This window comes from Bacillus sp. FSL L8-0152, from assembly GCF_038006365.1.
Lineage (GTDB): Bacteria > Bacillota > Bacilli > Bacillales > Bacillaceae_G > Bacillus_A > Bacillus_A cereus.
Genome location: NZ_JBBOVB010000001.1, coordinates 1,708,419 through 1,733,680 on the forward strand (window position 1 = coordinate 1,708,419; position 25,262 = coordinate 1,733,680).

A 25,262-nucleotide genomic window follows, 5' to 3' on the forward strand; every position below is an offset into this window, starting at 1 on the left:
TAATAGGGACTCGACTGGTGTGTAAGGACAGAGGTATGGAGAGCTACTAGGGTAGTATAAGAAGAGGTAAGCAAAGTTTAGTGTGGATAAACAGTTATGGTCCAGAAGAGCTCCTAGTAGTAAGAATAGAGCTATGGAGGCGTACTGAGATGGTTGGGGATGAGATAATCATTTCATAGTAGGCTAGTGCCTTCTGGATAGTATGTGACGATAGATTTTTATAAAAGGAGAGGTGAGGAGGATGGCGCAAAATAAGTATCGCGTTACATTCATTTCGCCGAGTGAGGTTGAACAGCGGACTGTAATGGCGGCGAATAGTTTGCCAGATTTAATTCGTAAAGTAGAAAGTATTATCGCAGATCCAAACGGTTATTTTGTAAATGATAAAAAAAATAATTGCTATTTTAAAGTGATTAAAGAAAATGTTACGTTTATTCAATATGAGTTACTATTTTCGGATAAGGAAATTCATATTGAAAAATTAAAACATATAGCACCGGTGGTATTAAAACGATTATTCGAAGAAATAAATGACCCGGAATTATATGCACTTGCGCTACTTGATGTTGATATAGCAACGAAAGAATATGTGCTAGCAGAAATGAATTCTGAGCTGAGAATAAGAGTAGAGACAGAGCTTTCGAAAAAATGGGAAGCAATGCCGACGGAAGTTGTAGGAGCACAAGAAGTGTTATTAGAGGCACTTGCTTCGTTTATACAAGATTAATTGTTTTTTAATAAAATGAATCGATCGACTATCTATATTTTTTATATAGGTAGTTGACTTTTTCTCTTTTATAAAGCTTAATAATTAGATATACGGAATTAATGGAAGGGGAGCGACACCTTTATGTCACAAGCACAAAGTATTTTATTAGAAAGCGGAACAAATGAATTAGAGATTGTTACGTACACTGTTGGTGAAAACCTATTTAGTATTAATGTAATGAAAGTACGTGAAATCATTAATCCATTCCCTGTTACAACTGTGCCAGAATCTCATCATGCAGTTGAAGGTGTTGTTCAAGTACGTGGTGAAATTTTACCTGTTATTAACTTAGCAATGGCTCTTAATTTAAAGTCAACAAAGCCACTTGATCAAACGAAATTTATCATCTCAGAATTAAACCAAATGAAAGTTATTTTCCGCGTTGATGAAGTGCATCGTATTCAACGTATTTCGTGGGAACAAATTGATGAACCAGCTTCATTATCTATGGGACTAGAAGAAACGACATCTGGTATTGTAAAACTAGATGGCAAAATCATCTTACTATTAGATTATGAAAAAATTGTATGTGAAATTAGCGGCACTGGTTATGACAATAAATCAATTGCAGGGTTAGAACAAAAAACAGATCGAGCTGAAAAAGTAATTTATATTGCAGAAGATTCAGCAATGCTTCGCCAAATATTAGAAGAAACATTATCATCAGCTGGATATACGAAAATGAACTTCTTCAGCAATGGTGCAGAAGCGTTAGCGCAAATTGAAAAATTAGCGAAAGAGCAAGGCGAAAAAATGTTTGAACATATTCACCTGCTAATTACGGATATTGAAATGCCAAAAATGGATGGACATCATTTAACAAAAGTAGTTAAGGATAGTGAAGTAATGAATCGTTTACCAGTCATTATTTTCTCTTCATTAATTACAAATGAATTATTCCATAAAGGTGAAGCTGTAGGAGCAAATGCTCAAGTAAGTAAGCCAGATATTCAAGAGCTAATTGGTTTAGTTGATAAGTTAGTGCTTTAAAAGCTTCTTTTTAGCCGGAATAGAAGCTCTAGCTAAGTGTTGAGCGGTCAGTGCTTAATAGAGCCCTATGCGATGTTGAGACCAGAAATATAGAGTGGTTATAGGTAAGTAGAAGAGCTGGTGTATAACATTTTTCTATTTAGTAGGAATAGAGGAACTACTTATGTAAGGAAGTTTTCAATGATTAATAGAGTCTCATGCAATGTGAGTTCAGAGGTATGAAGTAGTTTTAGGTAAGAAGAAGTGAGACTTTGATTGAGGATCTGAAGACTGGATTTATAACTCTATTCTGTTAGAGAGGGGAAGGAATTAGCCAATGCTACATATGGCTAATTCCTTTTTAGTATTCTATACTTTAAGCTGGTAGAAAAATGAAAGGTTTCTTGGGTGTTTGTCGCTGTATGTATGAATAATCTTTATTTAGAGATTTTTGATTTAAAAATATAAGCAAACGTATTTTCGATGGTTATTTTAGTAATATTTCGTGGTAACGCAAATTTTTTCGGTGAAAAAATATTCAAAATACCATATAATATAATTAAATGTAATTAATATGCAATTTTACATATTAATAAAAAACATTTTCCAAATTTTTATACTTTCTATACATTTTTGTATGTTAATTATTTGACAGATAATTTCGAACTGTTATAATATGGATATGTAAAAATTGCTATTTTCTTAAAAGACATGGGAGTCAGATGAGAATTGTGAAAGGATGAGGGGGAGTGGCACAGATTATGTATCACCACACAGCAATTAATGTATTAGGTCTTTTACAAAACATGTCAAATAATAAAATGAACGATATGCAACTAGAGGTGGAATTTAAAAAAATAGAAAAAGAATTCCAAGTAAAGTATGAAGAATTACTTGATTTACATAATAGAATGGTATTATTTCAAATAGATATAGAAAAAAATGGCGGAATGCGAGCGTACGAAAAATCAGCAATTACATGGCTAAAATCTGAACTAGAGCTACTGTATGAAGTGTATCAATTTTGTCAGCGTCACGGTTTAAACATTTTAAATATTTCAAAATACGTAAGTAAAAATGAACTAAATCTTTTTCCAAAAACAGAAAGTCAATTGCAAAATACGTATTATAAATTGAAAAAACGTGAAATACCGTTTGAAAATATTGAAAAACAAAAACCAGGACGAAAGCGAAAATATATACCAGTAAAAGAGACAATCGTTGCAAGAAAACAAGAAAACGAGTACGAATTAAAAGAAGAAATCCAGCATAAAGAGGATGAAAAAAATCTTGTAACAGTTATATCTGGTATCGTTGATAATTTTGAAACGATTAATCAATGTAGTGAAAGGAAAGAAGACGAACTACATCAGTTTATGGAAGGTATTTATAAGCTTTCTAGCATGGCAGCAGGGCGTTCTAGGGAAGCGAAGAATACACGTAGTCTAGAAGGTGAATTGCAGTCGTTACAACTAGAAAATGAAAGGCTAAAACGAGAGAAAGAAGAGCTTGTACAAGATATTAAAGGCATGACGCAGCTTTTAATTCATTTCATTACAAGTTCTGATATCGATCAAATTCGTAAATTACCAACTTTCGTACAAGATTGTAAAATGGAATTACATAAACTCGGGCTATATAATGCACAAGACGGAAAAATGAAAATAATGGTTGACCGTAGCGGACAAGTTATGACGGTAACACAGTAAAAAAATTTGGGTACAAAATAAAAGGGAGATACATAGTTTATATGTATTTCCCTTTTGTTTTGTGTGGAATCGTTCCGTAAAAGGAAAAGGTGTTTTATAAAAATATGCTTAGTGTAACTCGAATTAATAATTTGAATTTTAAATAACGATAAAGAAATAAGAAAAGAGTATGTTCTTCATAATCTAAAAAACATGTATCCTAAAGTTATCATTGATAACAATCCATATGAAGATTCTTCTACGTTCACAAATCTAGAGCGATTATCGGAACTGTTTAACAGGATTAAAGAAAAGGAAGGATTATGTGTATCCGGATTTTTCTTTTTTATGAGGCTATTTAAATAGTTTTAAAGATTATAATTTAGTGCAAATTTAGTTGAAAGTTTAAGCTTTTAAAAATCGCTCATCTCTTGCACCATATTCGCATTTTTATTGGGAAAGTCACATTTGAAAAGTCTACATTGTGGTTATTTAAATTTCTGCTGTCGAAGCTATTCAAATGATATTTAATTTTCAATATTTATTAGTAGATTGTGTTACTTTCATTAAATATTTCACTTCACTCATTCTGTATTACGTAATATTAAGAGATATAACAAGTTTTAAAAAAATTCACTAGCATATTTTTAAAAAAAGTACGATAATATAATCTGTTAATATAAAAATATCCTTTAATAGGGATATTAAATTATAAGGAATAAAATAATAGAAAAATAATCTTTGGGAGGATTATGAGAATGAAAAGTAAAAATTCGAAGTTTTTAGCAAGCGTTTGTGTAAGTTCAGCATTACTAGTCTCTGCTACATATCCATCAATTACTGCTGTTGCAGCTGAGGTTACATCAGCAAAAACAGCAGCACTTTCGGTAGAAAAGGCGAATATTATAAATAATAAAAAAGGTGAAACTGACACAATCACAGTGTCAGAATTGAAAAAAGGCGACATTGTGAGAGTGTACGAAGCATCTAAAGGTGGAGAAGCGATTGCGACATCAGAGGCGGTAGCAGAAGGTAAAGTAGAAGTTACAATTACAAAAAAAGATTTACTAAAAGCAACAGGTGGCACAGTGTACGTAAGTGTACAAAGTGAAAATGAATTAGAAAGTACACGTACAGCGATGAAATATGAATCGGAAGTAACAGTGGCACCAGCGGTGGATACAGTAAAAGTATTAAATAATAAAGCTGGGGATGAAGATGCAATTACAGTAAGTGAGTTGGCTCCAGGAGATATTGTAAAAATATATGATGCATCAACAGGAGGAAACTTGAAAGCAACTTCAGCTGCTGTGGCCGAGGGCAAAAAAGAAGCAACAATCACAGGAAAAGATTTACTAGTATCAACAGGCGGCACAGTATACGTAACAGTAACGAAACCGAATAAAGATGAGAGTAAGAGAGTCACAGTGAAGTACGAAGCGGAGCCAACAACAGTGGCACCGGCAGTAGAAAAAATCACAGTGTCAAATAATAAAGTTGGAAATGCAGATGCAATTACAGTGTCAAAATTGAAAAAAGGTGACATTGTCCGTGTATATGAAGCGTCAAAAGGTGGAGCACCCATCGCGGCCTCAGAAGCAGTAGCGGAAGGAAAAACAGAAGCAACAATTTTAGGGAAAGACCTTTTAAAAGTAACAGGTGGAACAGTATATGTAAGTGTACAAAGTGAGAATGAGCTAGAAAGTGCTCGTACAGCGGTGAAATATGAATCACAAGTAACAGTGGCACCAGCGGTGGATACAGTAAAAGTAGCGAACAATAAAGCTGGAGCTGTGGATACAATTACAGTGAGTGAAGTAACTGAAGGTGATGTTGTAAAAGTATATGATGCATCAACAGAAGGAAAAGAGTTAGGAAAAGCAACAGTAGCGAAAGATGCGAAGGAAGCAACAATCACAGGAAAAGATTTACTAGTATCAACAGGCGGTACAGTATACGTAACAGTAACGAAACCGAATAAAGATGAGAGTAAGAGAGTCACAGTGAAGTATGAAGCGGAGCCAACAACAGTGGCACCAGCAGTAGAAAAAATCACAGTGTCAAATAATAAAGTGGAAGCAGAAGATACAATTACGGTGTCAGAACTGAAAAAAGGCGACATCGTCCGTGTATATGAAGCGTCAAAAGGTGGAGAAGCGATCGTAACATCAGAAGCGGTAGCTGGCGAAGCGAAAGAAGTAACGATTAAAAAGGCAGATTTACTGAAAGAAACAGGTGGCACAGTGTACGTAAGTGTACAAAGTGAGAATGAGCTAGAAAGTGTTCGTACAGCGGTGAAATATGAATCACAAGTAACAGTGGCACCAGCGGTGGATACAGTAAAAGTAGCGAACAATAAAGCTGGAGCTGTGGATACAATTACAGTGAGTGAAGTAACTGAAGGTGATGTTGTAAAAGTATATGATGCATCAACAGAAGGAAAAGAGTTAGGAAAAGCAACAGTAGCGAAAGATGCGAAGGAAGCAACAATCACAGGAAAAGATTTACTAGTATCAACAGGTGGAACAGTATACGTAACAGTAACGAAACCGAATAAAGATGAGAGTAAGAGAGTCACAGTGAAGTATGAAGCGGAGCCAACAACAGTGGCACCAGCAGTAGAAAAAATCACAGTGTCAAATAATAAAGTGGAAGCAGAAGATACAATTACGGTGTCAGAACTGAAAAAAGGCGACATCGTCCGTGTATATGAAGCGTCAAAAGGTGGAGAAGCGATCGTAACATCAGAAGCGGTAGCTGGCGAAGCAAAAGAAGTAACGATTAAAAAGGCAGATTTACTGAAAGAAACAGGTGGCACAGTGTATGTAAGTGTACAAAGTGAGAATGAGCTAGAAAGTGTTCGTACAGCGGTGAAATATGAATCGCAAGTAACAGTGGCACCAGCGGTGGATACAGTAAAAGTAACAAACAATAAGGCTGGAGATGCGGATACAATTACAGTAAGTGGGATTGCCGAAGGTGATCTTGTTCGCGTATATGATGCATCAACAGAAGGAAAAGAGTTAGGAAAAGCAACAGTAGCAAAAGAAGTGACAGAAGTGAAAATTGAAAAAGCAGATTTACTAGTATCAACAGGCGGTACAGTATACGTAACAGTAACGAAACCGAATAAAGATGAGAGTAAGAGAGTCGCAGTGAAGTACGAAGCGGAGCCAACAACGGTGGCACCAGCAGTAGAAAAAATCACAGTGTCAAATAATAAAGTGGAAGCAGAAGATACAATTACGGTGTCAGAACTGAAAAAAGGCGACATCGTCCGTGTATATGAAGCGTCAAAAGGTGGAGAAGCGATCGTAACATCAGAAGCGGTAGCTGGCGAAGCGAAAGAAGTAACGATTAAAAAGGCAGATTTACTGAAAGAAACAGGTGGCACAGTGTACGTAAGTGTACAAAGTGAGAATGAGCTAGAAAGTGTTCGTACAGCGGTGAAATATGAATCACAAGTAACAGTGGCACCAGCGGTGGATACAGTAAAAGTAGCGAACAATAAAGCTGGAGCTGTGGATACAATTACAGTGAGTGAAGTAACTGAAGGTGATGTTGTAAAAGTATATGATGCATCAACAGAAGGAAAAGAGTTAGGAAACGCAACAGTAGCGAAAGATGCGAAGGAAGCGACAATCACAGGAAAAGATTTACTAGTATCAACAGGCGGCACAGTATACGTAACAGTAACGAAACCGAATAAAGATGAGAGTAAGAGAGTCACAGTGAAGTACGAAGCGGAGCCAACAACAGTGGCACCAGCAGTAGAAAAAATCACAGTGTCAAATAATAAAGTGGAAGCAGAAGATACAATTACGGTGTCAGAACTGAAAAAAGGCGACATCGTCCGTGTATATGAAGCGTCAAAAGGTGGAGAAGCGATCGTAACATCAGAAGCGGTAGCTGGCGAAGCGAAAGAAGTAACGATTAAAAAGGCAGATTTACTGAAAGAAACAGGTGGCACAGTGTACGTAAGTGTACAAAGTGAGAATGAGCTAGAAAGTGTTCGTACAGCGGTGAAATATGAATCACAAGTAACAGTGGCACCAGCGGTGGATACAGTAAAAGTAGCGAACAATAAAGCTGGAGCTGTGGATACAATTACAGTGAGTGAAGTAACTGAAGGTGATGTTGTAAAAGTATATGATGCATCAACAGAAGGAAAAGAGTTAGGAAACGCAACAGTAGCAAAAGAAGTGACAGAAGTGAAAATTGAAAAAGCAGATTTACTAGTATCAACAGGCGGTACAGTATACGTAACAGTAACGAAACCGAATAAAGATGAGAGTAAGAGAGTCGCAGTGAAGTACGAAGCGGAGCCAACAACGGTGGCACCAGCAGTAGAAAAAATCACAGTGTCAAATAATAAAGTGGAAGCAGAAGATACAATTACGGTGTCAGAACTGAAAAAAGGCGACATCGTCCGTGTATATGAAGCGTCAAAAGGTGGAGAAGCGATCGTAACATCAGAAGCGGTAGCTGGCGAAGCGAAAGAAGTAACGATTAAAAAGGCAGATTTACTGAAAGAAACAGGTGGCACAGTGTACGTAAGTGTACAAAGTGAGAATGAGCTAGAAAGTGTTCGTACAGCGGTGAAATATGAATCACAAGTAACAGTGGCACCAGCGGTGGATACAGTAAAAGTAGCGAACAATAAAGCTGGAGCTGTGGATACAATTACAGTGAGTGAAGTAACTGAAGGTGATGTTGTAAAAGTATATGATGCATCAACAGAAGGAAAAGAGTTAGGAAACGCAACAGTAGCGAAAGATGCGAAGGAAGCGACAATCACAGGAAAAGATTTACTAGTATCAACAGGCGGCACAGTATACGTAACAGTAACGAAACCGAATAAAGATGAGAGTAAGAGAGTCACAGTGAAGTACGAAGCGGAGCCAACAACAGTGGCACCAGCAGTAGAAAAAATCACAGTGTCAAATAATAAAGTGGAAGCAGAAGATACAATTACGGTGTCAGAACTGAAAAAAGGCGACATCGTCCGTGTATATGAAGCGTCAAAAGGTGGAGAAGCGATCGTAACATCAGAAGCGGTAGCTGGCGAAGCAAAAGAAGTAACGATTAAAAAGGCAGATTTACTGAAAGAAACAGGTGGCACAGTGTATGTAAGTGTACAAAGTGAAAATGAGCTAGAAAGTGTTCGTACAGCGGTGAAATATGAATCGCAAGTAACAGTGGCACCAGCGGTGGATACAGTAAAAATAGCGAACAATAAAGCTGGAGATGCGGATACAATTACAGTGAGTGAAGTAACTGAAGGTGATGTTGTAAAAGTATATGATGCATCAACAGAAGGAAAAGAGTTAGGAAACGCAACAGTAGCGAAAGATGCGAAGGAAGCGACAATCACAGGAAAAGATTTACTAGTATCAACAGGCGGCACAGTATACGTAACAGTAACGAAACCGAATAAAGATGAGAGTAAGAGAGTCACAGTGAAGTACGAAGCGGAGCCAACAACAGTGGCACCAGCAGTAGAAAAGATCACAGTGTCAAATAATAAAGTGGAAGCAGAAGATACAATTACAGTGTCAGAACTGAAAAAAGGTGACATTGTCCGCGTATATGAAGCATCAAAAGGTGGGGAAGCGATCGTAACATCAGAAGCGGTGGCGGAAGGAAAAACAGAAGCAACAATTTTAGGGAAAGATCTTTTAAAAGTAACAGGTGGCACAGTGTATGTAAGTGTACAAAGTGAAAATGAGCTAGAAAGTGCTCGTACAGCGGTGAAATATGAATCACAAGTAACAGTGGCACCAGCGGTGGATACAGTAAAAATAACAAACAATAAGGCTGGAGATGCGGATACAATTACAGTAAGTGGGATTGCCGAAGGTGATCTTGTTCGCGTATATGATGCATCAACAGAAGGGAAAGAGTTAGAGAAAGCATACGTGGCGAAAGATGCGAAGGAAGCGACAATCACAGGAAAAGATTTACTAGTATCAACAGGCGGCACAGTATACGTAACAGTAACGAAATCGAATAAAGATGAGAGTAAGAGAGTCACAGTGAAGTACGAAGCAGAGCCAACAACGGTGGCACCAGCAGTAGAAAAAATCACAGTGTCAAATAATAAAGTGGAAGCAGAAGATACAATTACAGTGTCAGAACTGAAAAAAGGTGACATTGTCCGCGTATATGAAGAAACGAGAGACGGAGAAGCAATTGCAACAGCGAAAGCAGAAACTTTTGCGGAGGAAAAAACAGAAGCGATAATCAAAAAAGCAGATCTATTAAAAACAACAGGTGGAACAGTGTACGTAAGTGTACAGAGTGAAAATGAGCTAGAAAGTGCTCGTACAGCGGTGAAATATGAATCACAAGTAACGGCGGCGCCAGTAACTGGAAATATTGTTGTTTTAAATAATGACGGAGCGGCTGATATTGTTAGAGTGACTGGTTTAACAGCAGGTGATAAGGTAAGTGTATATAATGAAGAGACAGTCGAAGAAGTAATTGGAACAGCAACGGTAGCAGAAAATAAAACGGCGGTAAATGTTGTAATCCCTCAGTTAGGGGAAGCAGCAGGAAAAATCTATGTAAGTGTTACAAAATTAAATAAAGATGAAAGTAAACGTGTTGTAATAAATTATATTGCTGAATAATTTGTGCAGTTAATGAATTAGATGGAATAAAGGGAAGTGCACTAGTAAATAGTTGACTAACTATTTACTAGTGCACTTTTTTTATTTAATAAATAATTTTTAAATAGAAAAATATTTTGTTAATAACGATTTTTAGAATGTTGAATGTGAATATTCTGGTAAAAGCTATTTAATAGATAGTAATAAGTTAATATATTTTTAAGTTAAAGGAAGAAAATATATTTATTTCTAAATTATATAAAAGCGTTTTAAAAGTGATATTATCCTCTGATAGTAGACGGGTGAGAGAAAGGTACTTTACTGTTTATTTATGAAGGGGATTTTTTTGAAAATAAAAGAACTTTCTCAATGGATTTTAAAATGAAAGCTATTGAATTGTACTCACATAGAGGAATTGGAATTGAATTATTTGGAGAGGAATTAGGCGTTATATATTCAGTTATAGATAGGTGAATTAAAAAATATAAAAATGAAAGGATTCTGGGCCTACAAGAAAAAAGAGGAAGAACTAGACAAACACATGAAATAAATCAAGGTGCTAGAATATAACAATTAGAAGTGGAAAACGCATGCTTAAAAAAGCTATTAGCTACGAAAAAGGGGATGAAATCAAAAAATTAAATCAGTAGAATACGAACGCATTCATACCTTAAAATAGAACTTTTCAATCGTATTACTTTGTGAAATTGCAGGTGTTTCAAGGAGTAAATATTCTAAGTGGGAAAAGAGAATCAACGATCCCTCTGAAAAGATGAAGGAGGACCAATTTATCATCTTTAAAATAGTAGAATACGAGCGAGGTTCAGAGATAAATGGTAACTATAGTTACCGAAGAAGTTGTATATGGATGAGTCAAAATGTTGCTACAAATTCTTTAAATCGGTGCTTAAAAGCATCCACAGAAGGGCTGAAAAAGTAGCCGTTTAGTTTTTACAACATATATTGACTAAACTTCTAAATAAAAAATCAACTTCATCTATACGAATTTTTTCTCCATACACCCCTGTTTCCAAGCAGATCCGTATTTTAGATTCAACTGCATTTCAGCTTCGGGATATATTTTCATCAATTTATCTGGGCGGGAGGATGTAGCCATACAGAAAGATATCTAAGAACTATCAAAGATTACTATTCAGCTATTCAAGCTCCTACAGCAAAACGAGCGAAAATCTCATCGGTATGATAAAAAACAGTCATTGATATATTAGGTTTCGTTTGCAATTATACCATGTCTGATGATCAAGTGGCCCAATTCAAAAAATGAAACACCCTTTACTATATTTGATGTTGTATGAACTTAATTTGATGGACATGGGATAAGATCAGAATACAGAAATTATCTGCTTGATGTTATCTAGTTTTTTTAAAAAATGCCCTTTACAAAAGGCTGGATACAGATTAGTTAGGCTATTCCTTTTTTATGATGTGATAAATAGTTGTACTTCTAATAGTTATTATGGTTTGTAAATGATGTTGTGTCTCTATTAAGAATGGAAGAGGATATAGATTTTATAGAGTTGAATGATAAGGTATTTAGCTAATTGTAAGTGATATGAACGAGTTCTTAATGTAAAATACACAAGGATCCTGTGTCCCTTTATAATTCTACTATTGTTGGATGGATTTAAATTATAATAATTAAAGTTGTACAGGTCCTCCAATAAATTTAATTTATCTGATGAAATGATTAAAAGAGAGAAAAGTATAGTTTTGGGGAGGCATTAGACACATTGAAATAGCTATGCCAAGTTTGTAAGTATTCAAGCTGCGAAGGGATATTTGGTTCTTAATTGTTAGGGGGGATTGATATATGAAAACACGCCTCTCAATTTGTAGAGAGGTGTGTTTTCATAGTTGCTAAATGGATTATTGTAATAATTTACTTACCATTTGTGGAGTTTGGTTTGCTTGAGAAAGCATGCTGATACCAGCTTCGTTTAAAATTTTGAACTTAGTCATTTCAGACATTTCTTTTGCCATATCAGCATCTTCGATTTGAGAAGCAGCGTCTGCCATGCTAGTTTCTTGACTCTTTAAGTTATTTGAATTAAATTCAAAACGGTTTAATGTTGCACCAAGCGTAGCACGTTGACCAGCAATTTGTGTAATAGCAGCATCGATTGCATCAATTGCCTTTAAAGCCTCAGCTGGGTTAGCAGCCTTTGTACTATCAGCTTTTGTATCATCACCAATTTTTACTGTGTCAGAAAGTTTTAAATCGTCTACTTTTACGCTATTAAGTGTAATTGTCATTTGAGTATTACTTTTGCTTCCAGTGTCAAGTGTTTGAATCTTAATCTCTTTACCATCACTATCTAATAATTTTTGATCATTGAATTGTGTATTATCTGCAATATAATCGATTTGTTGTTTTAGTTGATCAAATTCTTTTTGTAAAGAAGCCTGGTTACCTTCAGTGTTTGTTCCGTTTGCAGATTGGTTTGCAAGGTCACGCATACGTAATAGGATATTAGAAACTGAGTTTAAAGCTGAGTCAGCTGTACGAATTAAAGAGATACCGTCTTGTGTATTACGTCCAGCTACGTTTAAACCGCCTTCACGCGCTTTCATACGAGTTGCGATTGCAAGACCTGCTGCATCGTCAGAAGCGTTGTTGATACGTTTACCGCTTGATAAACGGTCCATAGCGTTGCTCATTTTAGCTTGGTTTTGGCGCATGTACTCTTGAGTACGCATGCTGTTAATGTTTGTATTAATTCTCATGTTAAGAAACCCCCATTTTTTTATATTGACTTTTCTGCAAATTGAAAAACGGTAATATGCGAAAAAATCAATTTCGAGATTTATTGTAATCCCTGTCATAGCGGGTGTCAACTAAAAATTCGAATTAATAAATATAAAAAAATAACAGTTTAACAATATATTCATTTTTTTATTACATAATTATTAAAAGGATTATTGCAAACTTAAAAAAAAAACTCTAATATTAGATTATCTTTGTTTACCGAAAAGGTGATATTATGATAGTTGGAAATATAGTAAAAGAAGTGCTTGCATATAAGAAAGGACAAATTCAGCAAAAGCTAAGTAGTCCACAAGCATTCGTTAGTAGTCGTTTTCAAGAGAAGTTACAGAGTGAACCTGTGAAGGAGACGAAGGCTACTACTCAGCCGGCAAACATAGAAGATATGAGTCAGCCGGTACAATCTACGAAAATAGAAGCGGTTGTTAATAAACCCGTAGAAACTATTAATAAAGTAGAGGAAGCGAGTAAGCCTGAAGAAAAGGCTGAAACGAAGAAAGCAGATGAAGTACAAGTTGCGCAAAAAGAGTTTGAACGACGTTTCCCAGAAACGAAAAATGAGGCCGCTGATACGTGGGGATTAACGAAGAAGTATAATATTCAAAAAATACGTTCTTCCAATGAAGGGAAGTATGAGGATATTATTGATCGTGTAAGTCGTACATACGGAATTCCGAAAACGTTAATTCAAAAAATGATTGAAGTAGAGTCTAATTTTAATCCGAAAACGGTGTCACATGCAGGTGCGATGGGTCTTATGCAGCTTATGCCAGCGAATGTGAAGGAGATGGGTGTGAAGAATCCATTTTCACCAGCTGAAAGTATTGAAGGTGGCGTAAAAGAGTTAAGCGGTTATTTAAAGAAAAATAACGGCGACTTAGTATTGGCGCTTGCTTCTTATAATGCTGGTCCTGGGAATGTGAGGAAGTACGGAGGCGTACCGCCATTTAAAGAAACGCAAGGATATATTAAAAAAATATTAAATATCGACGTTTCAAAATAAGAAGTTTCATATATAGGGAGAACATGAAATTTACGTGAACATGATATGGGAGTTGGCTAGATTTGAAATTACAAGATGATATTCCGTTAACAATTTATTTTGAAATCGGAAATACGAAAAAGAAAATTGAAGATCTGCTTCATATTACGAAAGGTACATTGTATCGTCTTGAAAATTCAACGAAAAATACGGTGCGTCTTATGCTTGAGAATGAAGAGATTGGAACCGGAAAGATTTTGACGAAGAATGGGAAGATGTACGTTGAAATCGTTGAATTGAAAAGGTAGGGAAGGGGATTGTCATGAGTGGCGAAAAATTAAGCCAAGAGCAAATTGATGCCCTGCTGAAGGCGGTAAATGAAGGCGAGGAAATGCCAGCTTTCGCACAAGAAGCAGGAAAGCAAGAGAAATTTCAAGAGTATGATTTTAATAGACCAGAGAAGTTCGGTGTTGAGCATTTACGTAGTTTGCAAGCGATTGCTTCTACGTTTGGAAAACAGACGTCACAGACGTTATCAGCGCGTATGCGTATTCCAATTGAACTAGAGCCTTCAACAGTTGAGCAAGTTCCATTTACGAGTGAGTATGTGGAGAAAATGCCGAAAGATTATTATTTATATTGCGTGATTGATCTCGGTTTACCAGAGCTTGGAGAAATTGTTATTGAGATTGATTTAGCATTCGTTATTTATATTCATGAATGTTGGCTTGGCGGAGATAGTAAGCGTAACTTTACGATGCGCAGACCGTTAACAGCGTTTGAGTTTTTAACGCTTGATAATATATTCTTGCTTCTTTGTAAAAATTTAGAGCAATCATTTGAAAGTGTTGTTGCGATTGAACCGAAATTTGTAACGACGGAAACAGATCCGAATGCATTAAAGATTACGACAGCGAGCGATATCATTTCATTACTTAATGTAAATATGAAAACAGATTTTTGGAATACGACGGTGCGTATCGGGATTCCGTTCTTATCTGTTGAAGAAATTATGGATAAGTTAACGTCTGAAAATATTGTCGAACATTCTTCGGATAAACGTAGGAAGTATACGTCTGAAGTGGAAGTGAAAGTAAATCAAGTGTACAAACCTGTTCACGTTGCAATTGGTGAGCAGAAAATGACAATGAGTGAGATTGAACAAATTGAAGAAGGCGATATTATTCCGCTTCATACGAAAGTTTCGGATGAATTACTTGGTTATGTAGATGGAAAGCATAAATTTAATTGTTTTATTGGAAAAGATGGAACGCGTAAGGCGCTCCTATTTAAAAGTTTTGTAGAGTAGGAGGATCCATATGAAGCATGAAGTATCTCCCGTGTCATTAATGGGATTAGAAGATTTTGCAGGAAAGCGAAATGAAGCAGGTAAAGCACATATTGATACTGTTTCAGATATTTCGATTGAACTTGGTGTAAAGCTTGGAAAGTCATCTATTACGCTTGGTGATGTGAAGCAGCTAAAGGTTGGCGATGTTCTTGAAGTAGAGAAAAACTTAGGACATAAAGTAGATGTGTATTTAAGTAATATGAAAGTCGGCATCGGTGAAGCAATCGTAATGGACGAGAAATTCGGTATTATCATTTCTGAAATTGAAGCTGATAAGAAACAAGCGGCGCTTATGAAAGCGCAAAGTCAAATGCAAGATAAAGAGTAGAGGAGGAGTCATATGTCGTATATGACGACCTTATTTCAAGTCGTTTTACTGTTTGGTGCGCTCGGTTACGGTGCATATTATATGACGAAAAAGACGCGCAAACAGCAGTTTTTTAAGCAGGGTGAAAATGGCCATATTCAAGTAAAAGACGGCGTTTATTTAAATCATCAAACGAGTGCCTTTTTATTTGAAGTGGACGGAAAGCAAGTGTTCACTGTTATTAGTAATAACGGTGTACAGTCTGTGCAATTAACCGGAACAGGAAATCAGTTTCAACAAGCACTAGAAGACGCGGTGAAGACTGAAACGAAAAAAGTAGAGGATCCATCATGAGAATAAAGAAACAGTTATCATTATTAGCCGTTATTTTCGTATTTTCTATCGTTTTTTCAATTATTTTTGTAAATCCAGCGTATGCGGCCCCGAACGGTTTTATTAATTTCGAAAATGGAAAAGAGTTTACGAGTAATTCAAGTGTACAACTATTTGCGCTCGTTACCCTTTTATCATTATCTTCTTCTATCGTTCTATTATTTACACATTTTACTTATTTTATGATCGTTCTTGGGATTACACGTCAAGGACTTGGGGTAATGAATTTACCACCAAACCAAGTGCTTGTTGGACTTGCATTATTTTTATCACTCTTTACGATGCAGCCTGTACTCGGGCAACTGAAGAGCGATGTGTGGGATCCGATGACGAAAGAGAAAATAACAGTAAGTCAAGCTGCGGAAACGACAGCTCCTATTATGAAAGAATATATGTCAAAGCATACGTATAAGCATGATTTGAAAATGATGCTGAAAGTACGCGGAGAAGAGTTGCCGAAAGATTTGAAAGATCTTTCCTTATTTACACTCGTACCATCCTTTACGTTAACGCAAATTCAAAAAGGTTTACTAACAGGAATGTTCATTTATTTAGCGTTTGTATTTATAGATTTGATTATTAGTACACTTTTAATGTACCTCGGGATGATGATGGTACCGCCGATGATTTTAAGTTTACCGTTTAAAATACTCGTTTTCGTATATTTAGGTGGATATACAAAAATTGTCGATATTATGTTTAAGACGGTCGCCTGAAGCGTTTGATGCTATGTGATAGGAGTCATATAAATGAATACGTCACCAATTATAGATATTTTCCAAACCTTTTTTTATAAAGGGGTAATGATTTTAATGCCGATTGCCGTTGTAAGTCTGATTGTCGTTATTATTATCGCGGTTATTATGGCAATGATGCAAATTCAAGAGCAAACGCTGACGTTTTTACCGAAAATGGCGAGTATTGTGCTCGTTATTATCATTTTAGGTCCGTGGATGTTCCAAGAGTTAACGATGCTTATTTTAGATTTATTTGATAAAATCCCATCGCTATTGCGTTCGTACTAAGATAGGTGAACTGAAATGAATATGGAATTATGGGCGGCGACGTTTTTTGCGTTTTGTCGCATTACTTCATTTTTATATTTTTTACCGTTTTTCTCAGGCCGATCCATTCCGGCGATGGCAAAGGTTACATTTGGACTTGCTCTTTCAATTACAGTGGCCGATCAAGTGGATGTCTCTCACATCAAGACAGTTTGGGACGTTGCAGCTTATGCAGCAACGCAAATTGTAATTGGTTTATCACTTTCAAAAATTGTAGAGATGCTGTGGAACATTCCGAAAATGGCAGGGCATATTTTAGACTTTGATATCGGTTTATCACAAGCAAGTTTGTTTGATGTAAATGCGGGCTCACAGTCTACTTTACTATCAACCATTTTTGATATATTTTTTCTCATTATTTTTATTTCACTTGGCGGCATTAACTATTTCGTTGCCACGATTTTAAAGTCGTTTCAATATACAGAGGCGATTTCAAAATTGTTGACGACTAGTTTTTTAGATAGTCTACTCGCAACGTTATTATTTGCGATAACATCAGCGGTTGAAATTGCTCTGCCGCTTATGGGAAGTTTATTCATCATTAACTTTGTTCTAATTTTAATTGCAAAAAATGCTCCGCAATTAAACGTTTTTATGAATGCATACGTAATTAAAATTACGTGCGGTATTTTGTTTATTGCGATGAGTGTACCGATGCTCGGTTATGTGTTTAAAAATATGACGGATGTATTACTTGAAGAGTATACGAAACTATTTAACTTTTTCTTAACGAAGTAGGGGGACGCGCATGGCAAAGGATAATAAAACAGAAAAGGCCACCCCGCAGAAGCGTAAAAAATCGCGTGAAGAAGGGAATATTGCCCGGAGTAAAGATTTAAATAATTTATTTTCCATTCTCGTATTAGCAGTTGTCGTTTACTTTTTCGGAGATTGGCTAGGTTATGAGATTGCAAATTCCGTAGCGGTGCTGTTTGATCAAATTGGAAAAAATACAGATTCAACCGAGTATTTTTATTTAATGGGGATTTTATTACTGAAAGTATCGGCTCCGATATTAATACTCGTATATGCTTTTCATTTATTCAATTATATGATTCAAGTCGGCTTCCTATTTTCTTCTAAAGTCATTAAACCGAAAGCGTCACGTATTAATCCGAAAAACTATTTTACGAGATTGTTTAGTCGTAAAAGTTTAGTAGATATTTTGAAATCACTGTTCTATATGGGATTAATCGGTTACGTTTCGTACGTTCTTTTTAAAAAGAATTTAGAGAAAATCGTCAGTATGATTGGTTTTAACTGGACTGCGTCACTTACTGAAATTATTAGGCAAATTAAATTTATCTTCTTAGCAATTTTAATTATTTTAATCGTTCTTTCTATTATCGATTTCATTTATCAAAAATGGGAGTATGAACAAGATATTAAGATGAAAAAAGAAGAAGTGAAACAAGAGCATAAAGATAATGAAGGGGACCCGCAAGTAAAGGGGAAACGAAAAAACTTTATGCATGCGATCTTGCAAGGGACAATCGCGAAGAAGATGGATGGTGCAACGTTTATTGTAAACAACCCGACGCATATTTCAGTGGTGCTTCGGTACAATAAACAAGTTGATGCGGCGCCTATTGTCGTTGCAAAAGGGGAAGATGAGCTCGCATTATATATACGAACGCTTGCCCGTGAACATGAAATACCAATGGTGGAAAACCGTCCGCTTGCTCGTTCTTTATATTATCAAGTCGAGGAAGATGAGACAATTCCTGAAGATTTATACGTAGCTGTAATTGAAGTTATGCGCTATTTAATTCAAACGAATGAACTTGAAGTATAATAGCGCGTTTGGAGGGGATCTCTTTGTTTAAGATGGATTCTGCAAGAACCTATTTTTCTATCTTTTTAGCAGCGTCATTCGTTGTGGCGCTCTTAATTCCACTTCCACCATTTATACTTGATATCGTTATCGTTTTTCTACTAAGTATGTCAGTGCTTATTTATATGCGAGCGACAAGTATTAACGAGTGGGATGAGTTAAAGTCATTTCCGACGATGTTGTTATTAATCGGGATTTTCCGCGTATCGATTAACGTTTCGACGACGCGAGCGATTTTAACAGACGGAAATGCGGGTCATGTTATTGAAGAGTTTGGCCAGTTCGTAATTGGCGGGAACTTATTAATTGGTATCGTTATTTTTATAGTTTTAATCATATTCCAGTTTATCGTTGCAAACGGTGCATCTCGTACAGCTGAAGTAGCAGCTCGTTTTACACTTGATTCTTTACCAGGGAAACAAATGTCTATCGATGCTGATTTAAACCAGCGTATTATTTCAGAAAAAGATGCACAGGCAAAACGTAAAAAATTAAATATGGAAACAGAGTTTTACGGAGCGATGGATGGTGCCGGGAAGTTCATTAAAGGGGACGTTATTTTCGGGATTGTCATTTTATTCGTAAACATTATTTTCGGTTTAATTGTCGGCATGATGCAGCAAAGAATGAGCTTTGCAGATGCAGCTCTTCATTATACACAGTTAACTGTCGGTGACGGAATCGTAAACCAAATCGGTTCATTAATGCTTGCAATTTCAACAGGTATTATCGTAACGCGTGTATTTGACGGCTCACCGGATACAGTAACAGAAGGTATCTTTAAAGAGTTATTAGCGCATGAAGTCGTTGTATATGCACTAGGTGGTTTATTTATCGCAATGGGTATTTTTACTCCGCTACCGTTTCTACCATTCGCACTCGTTGGTGGAACGATTATCTTCTTAGGCATTCGTAATAAAAATCGAATAAAGAAAGAAAAAGAAGACGAGCTTCAAAAAGAATTAGAAATGATTCAAGGTGAAGATGAGCAACTGCAACAAGTGGAAGATTCATTCGGAGTATTTACGGATAAATATCCAATTATTGTAGAACTCGGTTTAGATTTAGCAGCACTTGTAAAGCAGAAAATTAACGGGGAAACAGCTCGTGATAAAGTTGTTCTTATGCGGAAGTCGATTATTACTGACCTCGGTATTAACGTTCCTGGAATTAACTTTAAAGATAATACGAGCTTTAGACCACGTGGTCGTTACATTATTCGTATTAAAGGTGCGAAGGCGGCTGAAGGTGTTTTAAAATCAGGTTATTTATTAGCACTAAAAACACCGAACGTAATGGCTGATTTAGATGCAGAACCAGCGAAAGATCCAATTTTCGGCGAAGATGGATATTGGATTTTAGAGCATATGGTGCAAGATGCACAAATGAAAGGCTATCAAGTGTTAGAGCCACTTAGCATATTAATTACACATTTAGATGTTGTCGTTAGACGTAATCTTCATGAATTAATTCAGCGTCAACATGTAAAAGACTTAATTAACTCGCTTGAAAATGATAATGGCGTTCTATTAGAAGAGATTAAGAAGAAAGAAATTGATTTATCACTCGTTCAAAATGTTATTAAACAACTTCTAAAAGAAGGTATTTCTATTCGTGATTTACCAACAATTATTGAAGGTATTATTGACGGCAAAGAAATTTATCAAAACCACGTTGACGGTGTGACATCATTTGTTCGTGAATGTATTTCAAAAGTTATTTGTGAAAATGCGAAAAATCCGGACGGAAAAATATATGCAGCGCTCTTCTCTGATTCAATTGAGTTAGATGCGGATGTTGTGAATAATTCATATCAAGGTTACTTATTAAACTGGGATTTAGATTTAGAAACACGTGTCGTTGAGCAAGTGCAGCGCGTCTTTAAGCAAGCACGTTTAATGGGAAGAGAACCAGTGTTATTAACACGTAGAAAAGATTTTAGATTTGCAATTGTAAGACTGCTAGAACGTTATCAAGTAGAAGCACAAGTACTTTGTATTAGCGAATTAGCACCAGAAATTGTTGTGGATCAAATTGCCTATATTGAATAGTAGGGGGTGAAGTAATGGAAAGTACAGAAAAGAAAGAAGCGTTAATGCGAATAAAAGCAGCTTCGAAAAATGAATTGTATCGAAAGTTATTTGACCAATATGGTACAGATTATTATTACGTCGTCGATGAAAGTGTAAAACGAAATATACCGTTTTTCTGGAAAAAGGATTATGAAATGTTAGTTGCTTTTCCAGAAGAAAAACAGGAAGAAGTGAATGAAGGTACAGCTCAATTTCATGAACAGTTAATGGATGTTGTGAATGATCCTTCAGAACAAATTGTGAAGGCGAATGGAATTCAATCAGTACTGCACAATTTAGAAAACGTAACGACTTCTATGTCATACGCGGCAATGCAAACAGGAAATAGTGAAGAATGGGCAAGAAAAAAAGAAAAACTATTAAAGCTGTTTGAAAAAGGAATTGTCGTGGTGAAACAGACGAAAGAAACGGAAGTACCGAAAAAGAAAAAAGTTGTGAAACAAGTCGTTCCGGTAAAGAAAGAAGAAGTAGTTCCAAAGAAAGAAAGTCAAGAATCTGTACCGTTTATTATTCAAAAGGTAATTCGGATGCTAGAACAAAACGATGTGGAACAATATTTCATTTATGCATATGCTGAAAAGTTAAAAATAAAGTTTGAAAATGCAACGATGATTACGGAAGAAGAAGTTATTAGGTACATATTGGAAGATATGAAATCTCATTTCAATACGGAAAACGTCTTTGAAAAAGAAGTACAAACAATTGCATTAATCGGTCCAACTGGTGTTGGTAAAACGACGACGCTTGCGAAAATGGCATGGCAATTTCACGGTAAGAAAAAAACAGTTGGTTTTATAACGACAGATCATTCGCGCATAGGGACAGTGCAGCAATTGCAAGATAACGTAAAGACAATTGGATCGGAAGTAATTGCTGTGCGTGATGAAGCTGCAATGACAAGAGCGCTTACGTATTTTAAAGAAGAAGCGCGCGTCGATTATATTTTAATTGATACAGCCGGAAAAAATTATCGTACGACAGAAACAGTAGAAGAAATGATTGAAACGATGGGACAAGTAGAGCCAGATTATATTTGTTTAACGTTATCAGCTTCGATGAAAAGTAAAGATATGATTGAAATCATTACAAACTTTAAAGATATTCATATAGATGGTATTGTGTTTACAAAATTTGATGAAACAGCAAGTAGTGGTGAATTGTTGAAAATTCCAGCAGTATCATCAGCTCCTATTGTATTAATGACAGACGGCCAAGACATAAGGAAAAATATACATATCGCTACAGCTGAACATTTAGCGAAACAAATGTTACAAACATCGTAGAAAAGAGGTGAAGAATAAGGCGCTTGCCTTATTCAAACGAATATGAACGGTCTTTATATAGGTTCTATGGGTATGATGAACTACATGCAGCGAATTAATGTTCATTCGAATAACGTTGCAAATGCTCAAACGACAGGATTTAAAGCAGAAAATATGACGTCTAAAGTATTTGATGTACAAGACACATATCGCCGCGGAGATGGGGCGGTAACAAATATCGGTTCGGTCGATTATGCTGTAGTACCAGCTGCAACACATGTGAATTTAGTACAAGGAAATATACAAATGACAAATAGCGCTACAGATTTCTTTTTAGATGACGGCGCAGCCGGCACAACATCATTTTTCATTACTTCTAAAAATGATGAAACGTTTTTAACGAGAGATGGTAGTTTTACATTAAATAGTGATCGTTATTTACAAACATCTTCAGGTGCTTTCGTAATGGGAGAGAATAATGAGCGTATTCGTATTCCGGAAGGAGCAAAGGTTGCTGTACAAGCAGACGGTACATTATATGATGAAGTAACACAAAATAATATTGCTCGTTTGCAAACAAAAACAGTAGATGCAGAAACGAATGCTCGTCTCGTGCAACGTGAAAATAAAAGCTTTACACTAGCAGAAGGAAACATTGCTAATTTACCGAACGGAACAGGAATAGTAAAAAATCATATGCTAGAAAATTCAAATGTAGATATGACGAAAGAGATGGCCGATCTTATGACGGATCAAAAGATGATTCAAGCATCACAGCGCGTTATGACGTCATTTGATAAAATTTATGAAAAAGAAGCGAATGAAATATTGAGATAAAGGACTTCCAAAAGTGGGAGTCTTTTTTGTTATTGCTTTTATTACAGTTACATCATAAAATGATAATGATTATCAATATCATTTTATCTATTTTCATAAGAACAGAATTTCATAATGACAGCAATATTTGTTTAACTAAGTGAATTAAAAACAAGGGGATGGTGTATATATGTCTACAAAGAATCAACTTTGCATTGGATTATGTTTAATTTCTAGAAAGAAAGAACAAGAGAATGAGTTTAATTCCGGAATTGATGAACAAGTAGAGTTGGCACTACAGGCAGAAAAGGCTAAGTTAGATTTTGTTTTTAAAGCCGATTATTTAGTGGCGCACCCAGATTTAATTGCTCGTAATAAAGGGAATGTCATTTTAGACCCGACGTTACTGTTTACTGCTATTGCTTATGCGACAGAAAAAATTGGAGTCGTTACAACTGCTTCAACTTCGTTTTATCCACCATATATATTAGCAAGGCAATTACAATCGTTACACTGGATTAGTAACGGCCGAGTAGGGTGGAATATTGTTACATCCATTGACGGTGCTGAAAACTTTGGTGAGGAAGGGATGCCATCATCTGAGGAACGATACGCGAAAGCGGCAGAATGTACAGAGTTAGTAAGAAAACTTTGGAGGAGTCACCCTAATGAAGTATTGAAAGTAGATAATCCTGATGTTATTAGAGAGATGGTAAAGCCTATTGAGCATAATGGTGAGTACTTTAAGGTAAAAGGTCCACTTAATATTCCGCAGCATATATCAGGAGAAATGCCATTATTTCAAGCCGGTGCTTCAGAGTCTGGTCGGAATTTTGCTGCTTCTGTTGCTGATGCAATTTTTGCCGCAACGCCAGATGTAGAGTCAGGAATTGAACTTCGTCAAGATTTAAGAAGAAGAGCAGAACAGCATGGCCGCAAGCAAGATGCTATACGTGTATTACCTGGATTATATTTCTTTATAGGTGATACATATGAAGAAGCGTTAGAAATGCATAGACAAGCTCATCAACATCTCACAAAAGAGAAGAGATATACGTTACTTGAAATGGTTCTCGGATTAGATGCGAGAGGGATTCCGTTAGAAAGTAAAATTACAGAAGAGATGCTGCCAAGTCGGGATCAAACTGTACGTAGTAAAACTCATGCCGAGTTATTACGGAACTTCATTATTAAAAATGAACCAACAGTTGAACAAATACTAGAACGACCAGAAGTTGTTGGATCGGCTCATTGGGTTGCGGTTGGTACACCACAAGACGTTGCGAAGCAAATTATGGATAGGTTTGAAGCCGGAGCGTTAGATGGATTTATTGCTATTCCAGGAGGACCTCCAAAGTCACTAGATCTATTCTTTAGTGAAGTCATTCCTTTATTTGTGAAGGCGGGTGTATTTAGGGAAGAGTATACAGGTTGTACTTTACGGGAGCATTTGGCGGGGAACATATTAAATACTTTACAGTTAAAATAAATAATAATATGTAGAAAAAATCCTTATTATAAAAGGCTTTTTTTATTTAAAATTAAAAATTCTGAAATATAAGTTGACTGTATGAATGTTATTTTTTATATTAGTAGGTATAACTATAACTACTAAAGAGGTGAGAGTATGACAACGGCATTATATTTAGAAGATGCATACAAAACGAGTTGCGAAACAGAAGTGATAAAAGTAGAAGGGAATAAAGTATTTCTAAAAGAAACAGTTTTTTATCCAACTGGTGGAGGGCAGGAATGTGATACGGGTGTCATTGTACAAGATGGGTCTGTATTTGAAGTTGAAAAAGTAAAGAGCGAGCAGGGAGAAATAGTTCACTATATAAAAGATGAAGCTCAAGTAAAATTAGGTCCAGTTAAATTAGAGATTAATTGGGAAAGACGTCATAATTTAATGCGTCATCACTCTTTACTGCATCTTATCGGAGCTGTTGTTTATGAAAAGTATGGAGCACTATGCACCGGAAACCAAATTTATCCTGATAAAGCACGTATCGATTTTAATGAGTTACAAGAGTTATCGAGCGTGGAAGTAGAAGAAATTGTTGAGGAAGTGAATAAACTTATTGAGCAAAATAAAGAAATTTCCACTCGCTATATGAGCCGCGAAGAAGCAGAAAATGCTGTAGGAATGATTAAAACAGCAATAAATCTCCTGCCAACGACTATCCAAGAAATCCGCATTGTTACAATTGAAAATTTAGACGAACAAGCTTGTGGAGGCACACATGTGAAAAATACGAGTGAAATAGGAACACTTGTTATTGATAAAGTAAAAAGTAAAGGGAAGCAAAATCGTCGTTTTGAAGTAAGGGCGATTTAG

19 protein-coding genes and 3 pseudogenes are annotated in these 25,262 nt (G+C 36.0%); 21 read left to right on the top strand and 1 reads right to left on the bottom strand.

The genetic code is table 11. The features are described from left to right. Window positions 1-241 precede the first annotated feature (241 nt). The 7 genes and pseudogenes from MHH27_RS08755 to MHH27_RS08785 form a co-directional block, all read left to right on the top strand. Window positions 242-727 (top strand): hypothetical protein, encoded by a 486-nt coding sequence (locus tag MHH27_RS08755; protein WP_000068299.1) that lies wholly within the window; start codon window positions 242-244, stop codon window positions 725-727. A gap of 123 nt (window positions 728-850) precedes the next feature. Then, on the top strand, window positions 851-1,759 hold the full coding sequence (locus tag MHH27_RS08760; RefSeq protein ID WP_000075943.1) for a chemotaxis protein: 909 nt from the start codon (window positions 851-853) through the stop codon (window positions 1,757-1,759). A gap of 740 nt (window positions 1,760-2,499) precedes the next feature. Beyond that, window positions 2,500-3,447, top strand: a complete 948-nt coding sequence (locus MHH27_RS08765; RefSeq protein WP_000274679.1) for a DNA-binding domain-containing protein — start codon at window positions 2,500-2,502, stop codon at window positions 3,445-3,447. A 737-nt stretch (window positions 3,448-4,184) separates the two neighbouring features. Continuing rightward, on the top strand, window positions 4,185-10,058 hold the full coding sequence (locus MHH27_RS08770; RefSeq protein WP_340942253.1) for a hypothetical protein: 5,874 nt from the start codon (window positions 4,185-4,187) through the stop codon (window positions 10,056-10,058). A 348-nt stretch (window positions 10,059-10,406) separates the two neighbouring features. Beyond that, window positions 10,407-10,679: pseudogene (locus MHH27_RS08775) on the top strand (helix-turn-helix domain-containing protein). A gap of 217 nt (window positions 10,680-10,896) precedes the next feature. Then, window positions 10,897-11,157: pseudogene (locus MHH27_RS08780) on the top strand (IS4 family transposase); the annotation flags it as partial. Then, window positions 11,153-11,322: pseudogene (locus MHH27_RS08785) on the top strand (IS4 family transposase); the annotation flags it as partial. The pseudogenes MHH27_RS08780 and MHH27_RS08785, both read left to right, overlap by 5 nt. Before the next feature lie 602 nt (window positions 11,323-11,924). Here MHH27_RS08785 and MHH27_RS08790 read toward each other — a convergent pair. Further along, a complete protein-coding gene (locus MHH27_RS08790) occupies window positions 11,925-12,782 on the bottom strand; it encodes a flagellin N-terminal helical domain-containing protein (protein WP_097960348.1) in 858 nt (285 codons plus the stop codon). Window positions 12,783-13,039: 257 nt separating this feature from the next. On the opposite strand from MHH27_RS08790, the gene MHH27_RS08795 reads away from it, so the two are divergent. From MHH27_RS08795 to MHH27_RS08860, 14 genes are all read left to right on the top strand, one after another. Then, complete coding sequence (locus MHH27_RS08795; protein WP_327897997.1) at window positions 13,040-13,825, top strand: lytic transglycosylase domain-containing protein; 786 nt, start codon at window positions 13,040-13,042, stop codon at window positions 13,823-13,825. 62 nt (window positions 13,826-13,887) lie between these two features. Then, entirely contained in the window at window positions 13,888-14,112 is a 225-nt protein-coding gene (locus MHH27_RS08800) for a flagellar motor switch protein FliN (RefSeq protein WP_000775712.1), read from the top strand. 14 nt (window positions 14,113-14,126) lie between these two features. Further along, on the top strand, window positions 14,127-15,113 hold the full coding sequence (gene fliM, locus MHH27_RS08805) for a flagellar motor switch protein FliM (RefSeq protein WP_000012361.1): 987 nt from the start codon (window positions 14,127-14,129) through the stop codon (window positions 15,111-15,113). Between the two features lie 10 nt (window positions 15,114-15,123). Next, on the top strand, window positions 15,124-15,483 hold the full coding sequence (gene fliN, locus MHH27_RS08810) for a flagellar motor switch protein FliN (protein ID WP_000680010.1): 360 nt from the start codon (window positions 15,124-15,126) through the stop codon (window positions 15,481-15,483). A 12-nt stretch (window positions 15,484-15,495) separates the two neighbouring features. After that, window positions 15,496-15,816, top strand: coding sequence for a hypothetical protein (locus MHH27_RS08815; protein ID WP_000121178.1), 321 nt, complete (start codon window positions 15,496-15,498; stop codon window positions 15,814-15,816). After that, entirely contained in the window at window positions 15,813-16,571 is a 759-nt protein-coding gene (locus tag MHH27_RS08820; RefSeq protein WP_001220582.1) for a flagellar type III secretion system pore protein FliP, read from the top strand. Before MHH27_RS08815 ends, MHH27_RS08820 begins: the two co-directional genes overlap by 4 nt. Before the next feature lie 33 nt (window positions 16,572-16,604). After that, on the top strand, window positions 16,605-16,880 hold the full coding sequence (locus MHH27_RS08825; protein WP_001098080.1) for a flagellar biosynthetic protein FliQ: 276 nt from the start codon (window positions 16,605-16,607) through the stop codon (window positions 16,878-16,880). Window positions 16,881-16,895: 15 nt separating this feature from the next. Continuing rightward, entirely contained in the window at window positions 16,896-17,657 is a 762-nt protein-coding gene (locus tag MHH27_RS08830) for a flagellar biosynthetic protein FliR (RefSeq protein ID WP_001055695.1), read from the top strand. A gap of 10 nt (window positions 17,658-17,667) precedes the next feature. Further along, window positions 17,668-18,714 (top strand): flagellar type III secretion system protein FlhB, encoded by a 1,047-nt coding sequence (gene flhB, locus MHH27_RS08835; protein WP_001040119.1) that lies wholly within the window; start codon window positions 17,668-17,670, stop codon window positions 18,712-18,714. Window positions 18,715-18,737: 23 nt separating this feature from the next. Continuing rightward, a complete protein-coding gene (gene flhA, locus MHH27_RS08840) occupies window positions 18,738-20,804 on the top strand; it encodes a flagellar biosynthesis protein FlhA (RefSeq protein WP_061666841.1) in 2,067 nt (688 codons plus the stop codon). Window positions 20,805-20,818: 14 nt separating this feature from the next. Then, window positions 20,819-22,129 (top strand): flagellar biosynthesis protein FlhF, encoded by a 1,311-nt coding sequence (gene flhF, locus MHH27_RS08845; RefSeq protein WP_095691124.1) that lies wholly within the window; start codon window positions 20,819-20,821, stop codon window positions 22,127-22,129. A 42-nt stretch (window positions 22,130-22,171) separates the two neighbouring features. Further along, window positions 22,172-22,945, top strand: a complete 774-nt coding sequence (locus MHH27_RS08850) for a flagellar basal-body rod protein FlgG (protein WP_080469763.1) — start codon at window positions 22,172-22,174, stop codon at window positions 22,943-22,945. Window positions 22,946-23,114: 169 nt separating this feature from the next. Further along, on the top strand, window positions 23,115-24,413 hold the full coding sequence (locus tag MHH27_RS08855) for an NtaA/DmoA family FMN-dependent monooxygenase (protein ID WP_097997239.1): 1,299 nt from the start codon (window positions 23,115-23,117) through the stop codon (window positions 24,411-24,413). 138 nt (window positions 24,414-24,551) lie between these two features. Beyond that, window positions 24,552-25,262: an alanyl-tRNA editing protein gene (locus MHH27_RS08860; RefSeq protein WP_098250968.1), complete on the top strand. Its 711-nt coding sequence runs from the start codon at window positions 24,552-24,554 to the stop codon at window positions 25,260-25,262.